The sequence below is a fragment of the Phycicoccus sp. Soil748 genome (assembly GCF_001428025.1).
Taxonomy (GTDB): Bacteria; Actinomycetota; Actinomycetes; order Actinomycetales; family Dermatophilaceae; genus Pedococcus.
In genome coordinates this window covers 764-16,031 of record NZ_LMSC01000008.1, presented here as the reverse complement: position 1 = coordinate 16,031, position 15,268 = coordinate 764, and the positions used below count along the sequence as shown (strand labels likewise).

At 72.5% G+C, this 15,268-nt stretch carries 13 protein-coding genes and 2 pseudogenes; 1 reads left to right on the top strand and 14 read right to left on the bottom strand.

Features of this window, described 5'->3' with window-relative positions:
• Positions 1–98: 98 nt before the first annotated feature.
• The 6 genes and pseudogenes from iolD to ASG70_RS12550 all read right to left on the bottom strand — a co-directional run bounded on the left by iolD (position 99) and on the right by ASG70_RS12550 (position 6,748).
• Complete coding sequence (gene iolD, locus ASG70_RS12570; protein WP_056884217.1) at positions 99–2,069, bottom strand: 3D-(3,5/4)-trihydroxycyclohexane-1,2-dione acylhydrolase (decyclizing); 1,971 nt, start codon at positions 2,067–2,069, stop codon at positions 99–101.
• A complete protein-coding gene (gene iolB, locus ASG70_RS12565; RefSeq protein ID WP_056884216.1) occupies positions 2,066–2,986 on the bottom strand; it encodes a 5-deoxy-glucuronate isomerase in 921 nt (306 codons plus the stop codon). Before iolB ends, iolD begins: the two co-directional genes overlap by 4 nt.
• Complete coding sequence (locus ASG70_RS12560; RefSeq protein WP_056884215.1) at positions 2,983–3,879, bottom strand: hypothetical protein; 897 nt, start codon at positions 3,877–3,879, stop codon at positions 2,983–2,985. The genes iolB and ASG70_RS12560 overlap by 4 nt, the downstream gene beginning before the upstream one ends.
• Complete coding sequence (iolC, locus tag ASG70_RS19680; RefSeq protein ID WP_200949288.1) at positions 3,876–4,832, bottom strand: 5-dehydro-2-deoxygluconokinase; 957 nt, start codon at positions 4,830–4,832, stop codon at positions 3,876–3,878. The genes ASG70_RS12560 and iolC overlap by 4 nt, the downstream gene beginning before the upstream one ends.
• Positions 4,833–5,015: 183 nt before the next feature.
• A pseudogene (locus ASG70_RS19675) lies at positions 5,016–5,636 on the bottom strand (TIM barrel protein); the annotation flags it as partial.
• Between the two features lie 107 nt (positions 5,637–5,743).
• Positions 5,744–6,748, bottom strand: coding sequence for a Gfo/Idh/MocA family oxidoreductase (locus ASG70_RS12550; protein WP_056884214.1), 1,005 nt, complete (start codon positions 6,746–6,748; stop codon positions 5,744–5,746).
• A 97-nt stretch (positions 6,749–6,845) separates the two neighbouring features.
• On the opposite strand from ASG70_RS12550, the gene ASG70_RS12545 reads away from it, so the two are divergent.
• Positions 6,846–7,595 carry a GntR family transcriptional regulator gene (locus tag ASG70_RS12545; protein WP_056884213.1) on the top strand — a complete coding sequence of 250 codons (750 nt, stop codon included), beginning with the start codon at positions 6,846–6,848 and terminating at the stop codon, positions 7,593–7,595.
• Between the two features lie 79 nt (positions 7,596–7,674).
• Here ASG70_RS12545 and ASG70_RS12540 read toward each other — a convergent pair whose 3' ends face one another.
• The 8 genes and pseudogenes from ASG70_RS12540 to ASG70_RS20410 all read right to left on the bottom strand — a co-directional run.
• Entirely contained in the window at positions 7,675–9,339 is a 1,665-nt protein-coding gene (locus ASG70_RS12540) for a DUF3352 domain-containing protein (RefSeq protein WP_056884212.1), read from the bottom strand.
• Between the two features lie 132 nt (positions 9,340–9,471).
• On the bottom strand, positions 9,472–9,918 hold the full coding sequence (gene rplI, locus ASG70_RS12535; RefSeq protein ID WP_056884211.1) for a 50S ribosomal protein L9: 447 nt from the start codon (positions 9,916–9,918) through the stop codon (positions 9,472–9,474).
• A 24-nt stretch (positions 9,919–9,942) separates the two neighbouring features.
• Positions 9,943–10,179, bottom strand: a complete 237-nt coding sequence (rpsR, locus tag ASG70_RS12530) for a 30S ribosomal protein S18 (protein ID WP_056884210.1) — start codon at positions 10,177–10,179, stop codon at positions 9,943–9,945.
• 176 nt (positions 10,180–10,355) lie between these two features.
• A complete protein-coding gene (locus ASG70_RS12525) occupies positions 10,356–10,934 on the bottom strand; it encodes a single-stranded DNA-binding protein (protein ID WP_056884209.1) in 579 nt (192 codons plus the stop codon).
• Positions 10,935–11,002: 68 nt separating this feature from the next.
• A complete protein-coding gene (rpsF, locus tag ASG70_RS12520; protein WP_056884208.1) occupies positions 11,003–11,290 on the bottom strand; it encodes a 30S ribosomal protein S6 in 288 nt (95 codons plus the stop codon).
• Between the two features lie 168 nt (positions 11,291–11,458).
• A complete protein-coding gene (locus ASG70_RS12515; protein WP_056884207.1) occupies positions 11,459–12,883 on the bottom strand; it encodes a glycosyltransferase 87 family protein in 1,425 nt (474 codons plus the stop codon).
• Positions 12,880–14,628 (bottom strand): annotated as a pseudogene (locus tag ASG70_RS20415) (transglycosylase domain-containing protein); the annotation flags it as partial. The gene ASG70_RS12515 and the pseudogene ASG70_RS20415, both read right to left, overlap by 4 nt.
• Before the next feature lies 1 nt (position 14,629).
• A partial coding sequence (locus ASG70_RS20410; RefSeq protein WP_369818910.1) for a transglycosylase domain-containing protein occupies positions 14,630–15,054 on the bottom strand: 425 nt, incomplete at its 3' end.
• Between the last annotated feature and the right edge of the window lie 214 nt (positions 15,055–15,268).

The window sequence follows — 15,268 nt, the reverse complement described above, 5'->3', positions numbered from 1 at the left end:
GAGCGGTGCGGACCCACGACCAATATCCGCGCGCCAGCCGCGGACCGTCAAGCGCGGGCCACGGCCCGGCCGGCGCGGGGCCCGGCAGGTGGGGGACCTCAGCCGTCCTGGGGACCGACCAGGGGGCGCTGCCGCTGCTTGTGCTCGACGTACTCGGCGTGGGCCCGACGCGTCGAGTCCAGCTCGGCGACCTGGGCCACCGGCACGTCCCACCAGCTGCCGCTGTCAGGCGCGTGCACCGTGGGGTCGGTCTCGACGTGGATGACGACCGGGCCGCCGTCGGCCGGTGCCGCCTTCGCCTCCTTGACCGCCTGCTCCAGCTCGGATCGCGAGTGCACCTCGATGACGTGGGCACCGAGGCTGCGGGCGTTGGCGGCCAGGTCCACCGGCAGCCGTGGCCCCTCCAACCGACCGGAACCCGTGTCGCGGAAGCGGTAGCTCGTGCCGAAACGCTGTGAGCCCAGCGACTCCGACAGCGACCCGATCGAGTGGAACCCGTGGTTCTGCACGAGGACGACGACGACCTTGACCCGCTCCTGCACCGCCGTCACCAGCTCGGTCGGCATCATCAGGTAGCCGCCGTCGCCGACCATGGCGAAGACGTCGCGGCTCGGGTCCGCGAGACGGATCCCGATGGAGGCAGGGACCTCGTATCCCATGCAGGAGTAGCCGTACTCGACGTGGTAGCCCTTGCGGTCGCGGACCCGCCACAGCTTGTGCAGGTCGCCCGGCATGGAGCCGGCCGCGCACAGGACGACGTCGCGCGGGTCGGTGAGCTCGTTGACCACACCGAGCACCTCGGCCTGGGTGAGCAGGCCCGGCGCCAACGCCCCGGTCACCTCTGCCGCGGGGTGGTATGCCGCCTCGACGCGCGCGTCCCACTCGCGCCAGAGCGCCGCCTGGCGGTCGCGGTGGGCCGGCTCGACTGCATACCCCTCCAGGGCGGACGTCAGCGCGGTCAGGGCCTCACGCGCATCGGCCACCACGGGCAGACCCGCCTGCTTCCCCGCGTCGAACCGCGCGACGTTGATGTTGACGAACCGGACTCCCTTGTCCTGGAAGGCCGTTCGCGACGCCGTGGTGAAGTCGCTCCACCGGGTGCCGACACCGACGACGACATCGGCCTCGGCCGCCAGCGCGTTGGCAGCAGTGGTCCCGGTCGAGCCCACGGCGCCCATGAGCTGCGGGTGCCCGTGCGGCAGCGACCCCTTGCCCGCCTGCGTCTCGCCGACCGGGACACCGGTGGCGTCGCAGAAGGCGCCCAGCGCCCCCTCCGCGCCCGAGTAGTGCACCCCTCCACCGGCCACGACGAACGGTCTTGCGGCAGAACGGATCAGCGCTGCGGCGTCGGCGATGTCCACCGCCTCGGGCACCGGACGGGCCACCCGCCAGACCCGTTCGGCGAAGAGCTCGACCGGCCAGTCGAAGGCCTCGGCCTGCACGTCCTGCGGCAGCGCGATCGTCACGGCGCCGGTCGCGGCCGGGTCGGTGAGCACCCGCATGGCCGCCAGCAGGGCCGACGGCAGCTGCTCGGGACGCTGCACGCGGTCGAAGAAGGCCGACAGCGGCCGGAAGGCGTCGTTGACGGTGACGTCGACGGCGTACGGCTGCTCGAGCTCCTGCAGCACCGGCGCCGACACCCGCGTCGCGAACGTGCCGGAAGGCAACAGCAGCACCGGGATCCGGTTGATGGTGGCGAGCGCCGCACCGGTGAGCATGTTGGTCGAACCGGGTCCCACCGACGCGGTGCAGGCCCAGGTCTGCAGGCGGTCCTTCTGCCGCGCGAAGCCCACCGCCGTGTGGACCATGGCCTGCTCGTTGCGGACGAGGACGTAGGGCAGGTGCTCGTCGTGGGCGGCCGAGCCGTCGCCGAGCTCACCCTGCAGCAGCGCCTGCCCGATCCCGGCGACGTTGCCGTGGCCGAAGATGCCGAGGCAGCCGGCGAACAGCTTCTGCCGGTCACCGTCGCGCTCGGTCCACTGCTGGGCGAGGAACCGCACCAGCGCCTGCGCCACCGTGAGCCGTACGGTGCCGTCGGCGTCCGCCGTCGATCCGTCGTGCGACGTCATCGGTTGCCTCCCAGGGGAAGTCGGGGGTCGACGGCTTGGCCCTCCCACGTCGCGCGCACCCAGCCGTGGGCCGGGTCGTCGCAGATCAGCCAAGCGCGCTCGGCCCCGGGACCGGCCATGACGTTGAGGTAGTAGAGGTCGTAGCCGGGGGGCGCCATCGACGGCCCGTGCCACCCGTGCGGCACGAGCACGACGTCGCCGCTGCGCACCTCGGCGAGCACGTCGATCGGTCGGTCGGCGGTGCCGTAGACCCGTTGGTAGCCCACGGGATCCGGGTTCGGGTCCGCCGAGGCCTGGGACCCTTCGGTCACCTGGACCTCGAAGTAGTAGATCTCCTCGAGCTCGGTCTCCACGCCCGGCCGCTCCTCGTCGTGCTTGTGCGGCGGGTAGGAGCTCCAGTTGCCCGCAGGCGTCACCACCTCGCAGGCGATCAGCGAGTCGGCCTCGAGCACCCCGGGGATGCCGAAGTTCCGCACCTCCCGGCTCGCCGCGCCGGCCCCCCGCAGCTCGACCGGCACCTCGGCGGCGGCGAGGTGCCGGAAGGAGGGAGTCGGCGGCAGGTCCCCCGCCGTCGTGACCGCTGAGCACACGGCCACCCGCGCCGGGCCGCCGGTGGCGGTGAGGGACAGGTCTCGGCCGCTCGCGACGTACGTCACGTCCGTGGGTCCTGCGAACACCGAGTCGCGCCCGGCGAGCTCGGCCCGGTCGGCGCCCGACTCGACGAGGACGGAACCCGACAGCGGGACGACGAGGTGCTCACGGTCGGGTGCGCTGACCTCGCGGCGCTGACCGTCGCCGAGCGCCACGACGGACAGGCCGGTGTGGCGCCAGCCCGGGGTCTCGGCGTCGACCACGAGGTCCCAGCCGTCGCGGGCCGCCGAACCCCGCGGGAGCACCCAGCGCGCGTCGTCGCTCACGAGGCGCCACCGTGCACGAGGTCGGCCGCGATGTCCACCGCTGCGGCGACGTCGCCGTCGGGCGGGTAGAGCAGCGCACGCCCGACCACGAGCCCGCGTACGGCGGGGAGCTCCAGCGCCCGCCCCCACGAGGCGTAGGTGTCGCGCGGGTCGCCGTCCGGGTCGCCCCCCAGCAGCAGGGTGGGCAGCGTCGTCGCCTCCATGACCCGGGGCAGGTCGTCGACGACCGGCAGCTTGAGCCAGGTGTGGGCGCTCGACGCGCCCAGCGCCGACGCCACGCCGATCGAGGTGATGACCGAGTCGGGGTCGAGCAGGTTGACGACCCGCCCGTCACGGCGCTGGGACAGGAACGGCTCCACCATCGCCATGAGGCCGTGCTCGGCCAGCTCGGTCACCGCCTGCGCGCTCGCCTCGAGGGTGGCGACGGTGCCCGGGTCGTCGAAGCAGATCCGGGTGAGCATCTTGCCGCCGTCGAGGCCGTTCGCGGCGAGGTCGCGGGCGCGGTAGGCGGTGAACCGGTCGTCGAGCTCGAACGTGGCCCCCTGCAGGCCGCCCCGGTTCATCGACCCGATGGCGACCTTCCCCTCGAGGGCACCGAGGAGGAGCAGGTCGTCGAGGACGTCAGGGGTCCCGAGGACGCCGTCGACACCGGGGCGCGACAGGGCGGTCACGAGCCGCCCGAGCAGGTCGACCCGGCTGGCCATGGCCCGCGGCTGGTCACGCACGCCGAGGGCGGCCCGCGCGGGGTGGTCGGCCGCCACGAGCAGGAGCCGCCCGTCGTCGCGGACCAGCGGCCGCAGGCACCGGTTCTCCCAGGCGTCGCGGATCCGGGCAGGCTCGCGGGCGCGGATCTCGGTGAGCTCGGCGACCGACACGCGACCGGTGGTGGTCATGCCCGGCTCACGGCGAGCAGGGCGAGGACCTCTTGCTCGGTCGGCATGGCGGTGGAGCACTCCAGCTTCGAGGCGACGACCGCGCCGGCGACGTTGGCGAACTCCAGGGTCCGGCGCAGGTCCCAGCCGCTGAGCAGGCCGTGGCAGAGGGCACCCCCGAACGCGTCCCCCGCGCCGAGGCCGTTGACGACCTCCACGGGGAACGCCGGCACCTCGACCCGCTCCTGGCGCGTCGCCGCCAGCACGCCCTTCGGCCCCTGCTTGACGACGGCGAGGGACACGCCCCGGTCGAGCAGGGCGTCCGCGGCACGGTGGGGCTCGACCTCGCCGACCGCCACCTCGCACTCCTCACGGTTGCCCACCGCGACGGTGACGTGCTCGAGGGCGGCAGCCACCTGGGCGCTGGCCTCCTCGGGGTGCGGCCAGAACATGGGCCGGTAGTCGAGGTCGAGGACGGTGTGGGCCGCGCGCCCGCGGGCCGCCCACGCGGCGAAGTGGGCCGCCCGGCTGGGCTCCTGCGACAGGCCGGTCACCGTGGCCCACAGGATCCGCGCGTCCCGGATCGCCTCGAGCGGGAGCTCGTCCGCCTCGATCATCAGGTCGGGGGCGATGGGGTAGCGGTAGAACCACAGCGGGAAGTCGTCCGGCGGGTGCACCTCGCAGAACGTCACCGGGGTGGGTGGTCCGTCGACCGCGGTCACGAAGCGGTCGTCCACGCCGAGCTCGCGCAGCGCCCGGTGCACGTAGCGGCCGAACGGGTCGTCCCCCGTGCGGGTGATGAGGGCCGTGCGCAGCCCGTACCGCGCCGCGGCGACGGACACGTTGGTGGCGCTGCCCCCGAGGAACTTCTGGAACGTCTCGACGTCCTCCAGTCCCACCCCGTGCTGGAGCGGGTAGATGTCGACCCCGGTGCGGCCGATCGCCACGAGGTCGTACGGCGCCACCGGCGCCACCGCGAGCAGGTGGGCCAGGCTCGTCCGCACGGACTCCAGCGGCCCGCCCGACCCGGGCGCGTTCTCGCCGGAGCCACCCGCGCCGGAGCCAACCGCGCCGGGGTCGCTCGTCAGGATGGTGTCCTGCTCGAGGACATACCAGCCGGCATACCCTTGACCCTCGAGGGAGCGGACGATGGCGGCGACGTCGACGTCGCCCTGGCCCAGTGGGACGTACATCCCGTCGCGCACCGCCTCGGTGTAGGTCGCCTCGCCCGACTGCACCTGTCGGGCCCGGTCGAGGCGGACGTCCTTGAGGTGGACGTGGGCGATGCGCTCGGGGTGCTCGACCGCCAGGGCCACCGGGTCGCCGCCGCCGATGAGCAGGTGGCCGGTGTCGAGGCAGAGGGCGATGCGGCTGCCGGCGAGCACCCGCGCGGTCTCCTCCCCGGTCTCGACCATGGTGCCGACGTGCGGGTGCAGGGTCGCGGTGAGCCCGTGGCTGCGCGCCGCGTCGTCGAGCCGGTCGAGGTTGGCGAGGAGCGTCGCCCACGCCGCGTCGTCGAGCACCGGGCGCGCGTCGTACCCCTCACGCCCCGAGGCCGCGGCGAGCACCACCACCGACGCGCCGGCCTCCGCGAGCGCCGCCATCGCCTCCTGCGCCTCGGGCAGCGGGTCGTGCCCGGGGTCGTGCACGACCACCGGCACGAACTGCGCCACGGCCGAGAGCCCGTGCGCGGCGAGCACCCGCGAGCGCTCGGCGGCGTCGTCGGGGAGGAACCCGTCGGGCCCGAACTCCGTCGCGCGCAGCCCCACGGCCTGCATCTGGGCGAGCACCGTCTCCGGGTCGTACTGCCAGCCCCACCCGGGCACCTCGCACACGCCCCACGAGATCGGCGCCCCCGCCACACGCTCCGCCAACGGCCGCGCCGTCACAGCGAGTCCACCTCGTCCAGCCGCACGACGCGGCCCTCGCGGCGCGAGATGTCGCAGGCCTCGGCGACCCGGAACGCCTCGAGGGCGTCGGCCACGGTGCACGGCGACGGGCGCAGCCCCCGGACGACGTCGGCGAAGGCGGTGAGCTCGGCGCGGTACGCCGGCAGGAACCGGTCCATGAACGAGTGGTGCACCGGCCCGGGCGGGAAGGTGACCCCGGGCTCGGCCGAGGTGAGGGCCAGCGAGTCGTCGAGGCCGACGGCGATGCTGCCGGTGCTGCCGACGACCTCCAGCCGGACGTCGTGCCCGGCGCCGTTGTAGCGCGTGGACGAGACCTGGGCGAGCGTGCCGTCGTCGAGGGTGAGCACCGCGGCCGCGGTGTCGACGTCACCCGCCTGGCCGAAGAACGCCTCACCGCGGTTGGAGCCGGTCGCGAAGACCGAGACGACCTCGCGGCCGGTGACGAACCGGATGATGTCGAAGTCGTGGACGTTGCAGTCGCGGAAGATGCCGCCGCTGGTGGGGATGTATGCCGCGTGGGGCGGGGCCTCGTCGCCGGTGACCGCCCGCAGCGTGTGCACGAACCCGAGGTCACCGCTGCGGACCACCTCGGCGGCCCGCCGGTAGCCGGCGTCGAAGCGGCGCTGGAACCCCACGTGCACGGGCACGTCGACGCTGGCGGCCAGCTTCGCCAGCTCGATGCTCTCGGCGAGGGTGCCCGCGACCGGCTTCTCGCAGAAGGTCGGCACCCCGGCCTCGAGCCCGGCCCGCAGCAGGGAGGCATGGGCGTTGGTGGCCGCGGCCACGACGAACCCGTCGACCCCCTCGGCGAGCATCGCCCGGGGGTTGTCGGCCCACCCCACGCCGAGCCGTGCCGCGACCCCGCGGCCGACCTCGGCGTTGGCGTCGGTGACGACGAGCTCGTCCACGGCGTCGAGCGCCCTGAGGGTCTCGGTGTGGAAGGCGCCGATCCGTCCGACGCCCGCAAGGCCGATGCGCATGGTGGCCAGCGTGGCAACCGCGGACCACCCTGTCAACCAAATGTCCTGACATTCTCATGTCATCGCCTCAGAACGCTCTGCCGCTACCCTGTCGCCCATGGCCAGGCAGCTCGGGGTGCAGATCGAGGTGCAGATCGACCGCACCTCCCCCGTGCCGCTCTACCACCAGCTCGCGCAGCAGCTGGCCGCCGCCGTGACGGCCGGTCGGCTCCAGCCGGGCGACCCGTTCGAGAACGAGGTGGCCCTCGGCGAACGCCTCGGGCTGTCGCGCCCGACCGTGCGCCGCGCGTTCCAGGACCTGGTCGCCCAGGGCCTGCTCGTGCGCCGCCGCGGGCTCGGCACCACGGTCGCCAACCGCAAGGTGCACCGCCGGGCCGAGCTCACCAGCCTGTGGGACGACCTCACCCGCTCCGGTGACGCGCCCACCACCCGGGTGCTCTCGCTCGAGGTGGTGCGCGACGAGCACGCGGCGGCTGCCCTCGACCTGCCGCCCGAGGCCGAGCTGCTGCACGTCGTCCGGCTGCGGACCGCCGACGCGACCCCCCTGGCCGTCATGCGCAACTGGCTGCCGACGACCTTCGGCGACCTCACCCGCGAGCAGCTCGAGCACGAGGGCCTGTACGCCGTGCTGCGCGCGCGCGGCGTGCGACCCGTCGTGGCCCACCAGGTCATCGGGGCGCGGATGCCGACCGCCGCCGAGCGCCGGCACCTGCAGATCCGTGGCACCGAGCCGGTGCTGACCATGAGCCGCAGCGCCTTCGACGCAGCCGGCAACGCGGTCGAGTACGGCGACCACTGCTACAAGGCGTCGAGCTACAGCATCGAGGTCATGGTCGACGAACGCTGAGGCCCGCCGTCCCCGGGTGGGGAGGCGGGCCTCGCGGTCCTGCCCTCGGCTGCGTGGCCGTGCGTCCCGGCCGGGGGGACTACTTGGTCGTGAGCCGCACCGAGAAGTCGGCGCTGTTGCCCTCACCGGAGGCGGTGAACCCGAGCGCCGCCAGGTTCGCGATGTCGGCGGCGTCCTGCTTGGACGAGGGTGACTCGTCCTTGAACGCCGCGACCAGCCCGGAGATGTCGACGTACCCGGCCACCCGGGCCTTGTCGACGTCACGGACGGAGTCCTTGAACCCGGGCATCTCGCCGAGGCCCTTGCCGGTCGACACCTGGGTGGCGTAGTCGTCCGTGAGCGCGAGCACGGACCGTCCCTGACCCGGGCGGAACGCCACCCCGTCGGGGGAGGTCAGGCCCGACCCGGCCGTGGCGATCTTCTGCAGCACGGCCTGGTCGCCGTTGCCGACGATGGCGACCTTCGGCGCACCGTCCGAGCCCATCCCGCCGAACGCCACGGTGAACTGGCTGCCCAGGGCGGCGGCGAGGTCGTCCGGCACCGAGATGCCGAGCATGTCCTCGACCTGCTTGAGACCGTCGTCGAACTCCTTGGTGCCGAGCGTCGCGCGCAGGCTCTTCTCGACCTCCGGCCACCCCGCCTTGAGCTGGTCGCCCGCGTTGGCGACGCTGATCGCGGCCAGGGTGTCGTCCGGGAGCCCGCTGAGCGCGGCGCCGACCCGCTGGGTGCCCATGAACTGGGTCTTCGCGCCGTTGACGTGGCCGGCGAGCTCGAGGTTGGGCCCGTCGAACCGCAGCGCGACCGCGGTCCGGCCGCTGCCGGTCGGGTTGGCCGCGCCGGAGGGCAGCACCCCCGCGGCGCCGCCCAGCGTCGCCATCAAGGGGGTCGCCTTGTCGGAGTCGAACCACGCGGCCGCGACGCCGTCCTCACCGAGGGCATCCATGTCCTGGCGGAAGGTGGGGGCGTCGGCGAGCGACCCCTTCTCGGTCGCCGTGACGACGGCGTCGAGCGCGGCCCCGTCCTTGCCCTCGGTGCACACGGCGTAGTCCTCCAGCACGCGGCAGGCGCCGCCGAGGCCGGACGCGACCGACGGGAGGCTCTTCTTCGCCGCACCGGCGTCGGTGACCGCCAGGGCGAGGACCGGGGTCGGCTCGTCCTTGGCGGTGGCGCCCGGGACGAGCGCGATGCCGAGGCGCTGGCCCAGCCAGGGCTCCACGTCCTTGGCGTAGTCGACGTCCTTGAGGTTGCCGTCCTTCTGCAGGGCCTCGAAGGCCACCTTGCGCAGGTCGGAGTCCTCCGACACCTGGCCCTTGACCTTCGGGAAGCTGCGCAGGAAGCGGACGGCGTCGATCTTCTGGCCGGCCGACGGGTCGAGGTCGACCTTGGCGAACGCCACGGCCGTCGACGGCAGCACCGACTCGGGCTGCGCGCCGCCACCGCTCAGCGCGGAGTACGCGAAGGCGCCACCGCTGCCGAGCACGACGATCCCGAGCAGGCCGCCCACCAAGGCGACCGTCCGCCCACGACGGCGGGCCGGGGCCGGACCGCCGAGCAGCGGCGCGTCGTCGTCCTCGGGCGGGCGGCCGTGAGAACCGTGGTCCCCTGCGGCGTGCGCGGCGAGGGCCTCCTGGGAGGGGTATCCCGCGGCGTACTGGGACTGGTAGGCCGACGGCCGGTAGGGCTCGGCGGGCTGGTCCCCCTCCGACCGCTCAGGACGGCTCGGCTCGAACAACGATCCGGACATGCTTCTCCCCCGTGTGGTCTGGCGCCTGGTGCAGCCGCCCCCCGGCAGCTGTGGCGACTGTGCGGCTGCCGACTATACGAAAGGCCCGGTCCCCCCTGCGGGGGAACCGGGCCTTTCGAGCCGAACGGACGATCAGCCGGCGACCACGTCGAGCTTCAGGGTGGCCTGAACCTCGGGGTGCAGGCGCACGAGCGCCTCGTGGGTGCCGACCGACTTGATCGGGGTGGTGATCTCGATCTTGCGGCGGTCGAGCTCCGGGCCGCCTGCGGCCTTGACCGCGGAGGCGACGTCGGCGGTGGAGACGGCGCCGAAGAGGCGGCCGCCGGTGCCGGCGTGCGCGACGACCTTGACGGCCTTGTTCTCGAGGTTGCCCTTGATGGACTTGGCCTCGTCGAGGGTCTTCACGGCGCGGACCTCACGGCCCTTGTTGATCGCGTCGACCTCCTTCTGCCCACCCTTGGTCCACGCGGTGGCCAGGCCACGGCGGAACAGGAAGTTGCGGGCGTACCCGTCCTTGACGTCGACGACGTCGCCGGGGTTGCCGAGGCTGGAGACCTCGTGCGTGAGGATGACCTTCATGTCAGTTCCTTCCTGGTCCCCGGCTCAGCGGGACGAGCTGGAGTAGGGCAGCAGCGCCATCTCGCGGGCGTTCTTGACCGCGGTGGCGATGAGCCGCTGCTCCTGGACGGACACACCGGTCACCCGACGCGCGCGGATCTTGCCGCGGTCGGAGATGAACTTGCGCAGCAGCGCGGTGTCCTTGTAGTCGATGTTCTCGACCTTCGCCGCCTTCAGCGGGTTGGCCTTCTTCTTGGGCTTGCGCACAACGGGCTTGGCCATCGTGGTGCTCTCCTTCTGCGAAGTGTCTTCGCGGATGAGCCCTGGTCTCCCAGGGATGGTGTTCTTCGAGTGTGTCCTGCCTGGCCGGTGTCAGCCGGCTCGGCAGTGGTGGGTACGGCGTGCGGGGGCGTTCGGTCCGAACGCGACCCGACGGCGTACCGGTGGGACCGGTCCGGTCAGAAGGGGGGCTCGTCGTAGGACGGCGCGCCGCCGCCCCAACCGCCACCCTGCTGGCCGCCACCCTGCGGGGAGCCCTGCGAACCACCCTGGCCGCCGGCGGAGGGCCCGGTCGCCCAGGGGTCCTCCTGCTGGCCGCCGCCATAACCTCCACCAGCGGCGCCGCCACCACCCTGCTGGCCGCCGCCGGAGAAGCCTCCGCCGCCGGTGCCGCGCTGGGTGCGGTTGACCTTTGCCGTCGCGTAGCGCAGGGACGGGCCGACCTCGTCGACCTCCATCTCGACGACGGTGCGCTTCTCGCCCTCCTTGGTCTCGTACGAACGAGACTTCAGGCGGCCGGAGACGATGACCCGGGTGCCCCGCTGGAGGGACTCGGCCACGTTCTCGGCAGCGTCGCGCCACACCGAGCAGCGCATGAACAGGGTCTCCCCGTCCTTCCACTCGTTGGACTGCCGGTCGAACTGCCGCGGCGTGGAGGCCACGGTGAAGTTCGCGACGGCAGCACCCGAGGGGGTGAAGCGCAGCTCGGGGTCGCCGGTGATGTTGCCGATGACCGTGATGATGGTGTCGCCAGCCATGAAGCGTGTCCCCTGTTCGGTAGGTCAGGTCTGGTGGAACGGGTGGTGCAGGTGCAGAGTCTGGCTGCTCAGGCGCCGGGGCGCAGGAGCTTGGTGCGCATGACCGACTCGTTGAGGCCGAGCTGGCGGTCGAGCTCCTTGGCCGTGGCCGGCTCCGCGGTGAAGTTGACGACGGCGTAGATGCCCTCGGCCTTCTTCTTGATCTCGAAAGCCAGGCGACGACGGCCCCAGATGTCAACGTTGTCGACGGTGCCCTTGTCCTTGGTGATGACGGTGAGGAACTTGTCGAGCGACGGAGCGACCGTGCGGTCGTCCAGCTCGGGGTCGAGGATGACCATGAGTTCGTACTGACGCATGCTGATAACCCGCCTCCTTTGGTCTATGGCGGTCACGGTCTCTCCGTGACAGGAGGGTTGCAGTGCGAACCCCTGGGGCGCACCGGTGGGCGAGCCTCGGGGGAACTGGACAAGGGTACCGGGCGCGGGCGACAACGCCGAATCACTTGTCCACAGGCTCCCGGGGCCTCAGGCCAGGCGGACGATCAGCCGGTCCGGCGCCCCGGCGAACTCCCCGTCGACCTCGTCGACCTCGTCGAGGTCCCCCACCGCGGTCCTTGCTGGATCCGACGGGTCCTGGTCCGCCGCATCCAGCAAAGGCCCAGGCTCGCTGGGGGTCGGGGCGGGCAGCGGCTCGGGGGCTCGACGGGAGGCGGTGCGCCAGACCCGCCACACGAGGTAGCCGACCGAGGCAACGCGCAGGAGCAGGAACGCGGCGTACCAGCCGGCGGGCAGGCCGCGGTCGGGCTTGGACAGGCCAGCGACGTAGAGCCACACCGCGAGGAAGTGCAGCGCCTCGGCACCGGCCCACACGAGGTGGTCGCGCCAGCGGACGCCGTACAGGGCGACCAGGGGCACCAGCCACAGCGACGCCTGCACGGGGAACGACTTGCCGGCGAGCAGCGAGAGCCCGACCAGGACCAGGACCACCTCGGCCACGGTGGGGCGGCGGTCGGTGCCGAGCGCGAACAGCGTGCCCGCCACCACGGCCACGGCGAGGCCGACCACGGTGACCAGGGTGGTCGGGCCGGTGGGCAGCGGGTGGCCGAGCAGCTGCGGCACCATCCACACCGAGCCGAGGCCGGCGGCGCTGTCCCACCACACCTGCGTCGAGCGCAGGATCGCCGAGGGGTGGCCGACGAGGAAGGGCAGCATGACGATCGCGACGGCCCCCGCAGCGGCGAGCAGGGTGCGGCGCACGGCCGCGAGCCGGCCGCTGCGCACGCCGAGGACGACCAGTGCCAGCAGGATCAGCAGGGGGTAGGTCCGCGCCACCACCGCGAGGCCGAGCAGCACGCCGGCCACGACGGGTCGGCGACGCGCCCACGCCCACAGGCCCGCGCTGGCCAGCGCCACCCCGAACAGGTCCGGGGACACCAAGGCGGCGAGGAGCAGGACCGGGCTGAGCGCCACGTGCGCGGCGTCGGCCGCGTGGTACGGGCGTGAGGCCGCCGTGAGGTAGACGGTCGCGACGACGAGGGCTGCACCGAGCAGCGCCCACAGCGCGAAGTACCACCGCGTCTGGTCGAGCAGCGAGCCGTCCGGCACGAGGCCCCCGAGCCAGGCCATGACGGCACCGGTGAGCACCGGGTGGTCGGCCCGTGCACCGTCACCGCCGACGTACGACGCGAGGCCTGAGCCGAGGTTGCCGAGCTGGTACTGCGCCGGCAGGTCGGAGAAGCAGGCGTGCCAGAACTGGTCGGAGCCGTTCCAGCCCTTCTGGACGCAGTGGGCACGCTCGACGACGGACAGCGCCGTCGTCGCCGCCCCCGCGACCAGCAGCGGCACGACCGTCGCGAGCCACGAGGTCGCCCGCGCCGAGGCATGGCGGCCGAGCGGCCCGCCGACGACCGCCAGCGAGCTGCTCGGCAGCACGTCCCGCTGGCGCGTCACTGCGTCGTGGGGGAGCTCTGCGCCGTGGGCGTGCCCTGCGCCCCCGTGCCGCCGGGCACCGGGATCGTCACCGTCGTCGACGGGGACGGCGGTGGGTTCGTCCTGGTCCTCGTCGGCGAGGGCTTCGTCGTCTTCGTCGTCGACGGCGTGGTCGTCGTGCTGGTGGTGGTGGTCGTCGTGGTCGTCGTCGTGGTGCTCGTCGTGGACGACGTGCTCGGCGGCGGCGGGGGCGGGGTGTACACCTGGTCGTCGCCGACGCCGGCGCGCGCCGGGAAGTCGAGCACCTTCTGGCCGTCGAGGGCGTCCTTCATGAAGTCGGTCCAGATCCGCACCGGGACGGTGCCACCGGTCAGCTCGACGCCGTTGACGTCGTTCATCGACAGCTCGGCGCCGTTCTTGCCGGTGCTGTAGATGCCGACCGCCGTCGCCAGCTGCGGGGTGAACCCGTCGAACCACGCGGCCTTGTTGTCGGTGGTCGTACCGGTCTTGCCCGCCGCGGGGCGGCCGAGGTTCTGGGCGAACTCCGCGGTGCCGTTCTTGATCGGCTGCTGCATCGCATCGGTCACGTCGGCGATGACCTCGGGGTCGAAGGCGGCCTTCTTGGCCGGCTTGGCCTTGTAGTTGAGCTCGCCGGGACCGCCCTTGACGGTCCGGATGAAGTACGGCGTCACCCGCTGGCCCTTCGCGGCGATCGTGGCGTAGGCGTTGGCCATGTCGATGATCTTGACGTGCGAGGTGCCGAGGACGTTGGCGTAGTTGGTGCCGAGGCCCTTGGCCGGCAGGCCGGCAGCGACGGCGGCGTCACGCGTCGCCTTGGGGCCGACCTTGATGTTGAGCTGCGCGTAGACGGTGTTGACCGAGTGGCCGGTCGCCGTGCGCAGGTCGATGTTGCCGAACTGCTCACCCGGGAAGGGACCGAAGTTGCGCACCCCACCGCGCCGCAGGAAGTCGGTCGAAGCACCCGAGTCCTCGAACTCCTTGAAGTACTGCGGCGACCGGCCGTCGAACTTCGTCTTCGTGCTGATCGGGTCCTTCGCCGACACCGCGGCCAGCAGGGTGAAGATCTTGAACGTCGACCCGGCCTGCATGGTGGCCTGGGTCGCGGTGTTGAACTGCTCCTTGCGGTAGTCCGCGCCGCCGTACATCGCCACGACCGCACCGTCTCCGGGCTTGATCGAGGTGAGCCCGACGCGCAGGGTGCTCGCGTCCTTGCCGGTCGGCATCCGGTCCCGGATCGCGGCGACCGCGGCGTCCTGGGCCTTCTTGTCGATCGTCGTGACGATCTTGTAGCCGCCACGGTCGATGTCGGCGTCCGAGAGCTTGAGCTTGCCCTTGAGCTCGTCCTTGACGGCCTGGGTGATGAAGCCGTTGGGGCCGCTCGCGGCCTTCCGGGGCTTGTAGGTCACGACCTTGGGGAAGGTCGCCTGGGCGCGGTCGGCGGCCGAGATCCAGCCCTCGGTCTTCATGCCGTCCATGACGTAGGTCCAGCGGTCCCTGGCGTTCTGCTCCTGCTGCTTGCCCAGGCCAGGGTCGTAGAACGACGGACCGCGGATCACCGAGGCGAGCAGGGCGCCCTCGGACGGCGTGAGCTTGGAGACGTCCTTGTTGAAGTAGGCCTTGGACGCGGTCTGGATGCCGTAGGCGCCCCGGCCGTAGTAGATGGTGTTGAGGTAGTCCTCGAGGATCTGGTCCTTGGACTTCTGCTTCGCGATCTTGATGGAGATGATGATCTCCTTGCCCTTGCGNCCCTGGGTGGCCCCGCCGCGCAGCCCCACCCAGACCGCACGCGCGATACCGCTCGGGCTGATGCCGGAGTTGCGGTAGAAGCTGCGGTCCTCGGCCGCGAGGTGGGCACGCCGGACGGCGACAGGCACCTGCGAGAGCTTGACCGACTCGCGGTTGACCTCGCTGATCCGGTCGATCTCGGTCTTGCCGTCGGCGTAGTAGATGACCGAGGCCTGCGCGCTCGCGAGGTCGTTGGGCTCCGGCGCCTTGATCAGGGCGTAGGCGACGAAGAAGCCCGCGATCGCCAGGACGAAGCCGGCCAGCGCCACGATGCCGAGCCGCTTGGCCCACAGCTTCTTGCGGCTCTGCGGGGGCTTCGGGCCCCCGGCACGACGGTCTCCGCCCGCCTTCGCCTGGGCGCGCGTCTTGGGACGTGAGGAGCTCATGGGGCCTTCCGATCGGCAGACAGCAGGTGTCGGGCCACTGCGTCCAGCAGTGGCCCGGTCCCCGACAACTGAGGCTCAGTATGACGGCTGACCTGTGGATTGCCTCATCGGAGCGGGTCCGCCGCTCAGGAACGAGGAGGTCCCCCGGCCCTCCCGGCGCCGTCGGCGATGCGTCATNACCGGTGTATCGACTCGATATATCCGCGGCATGTAT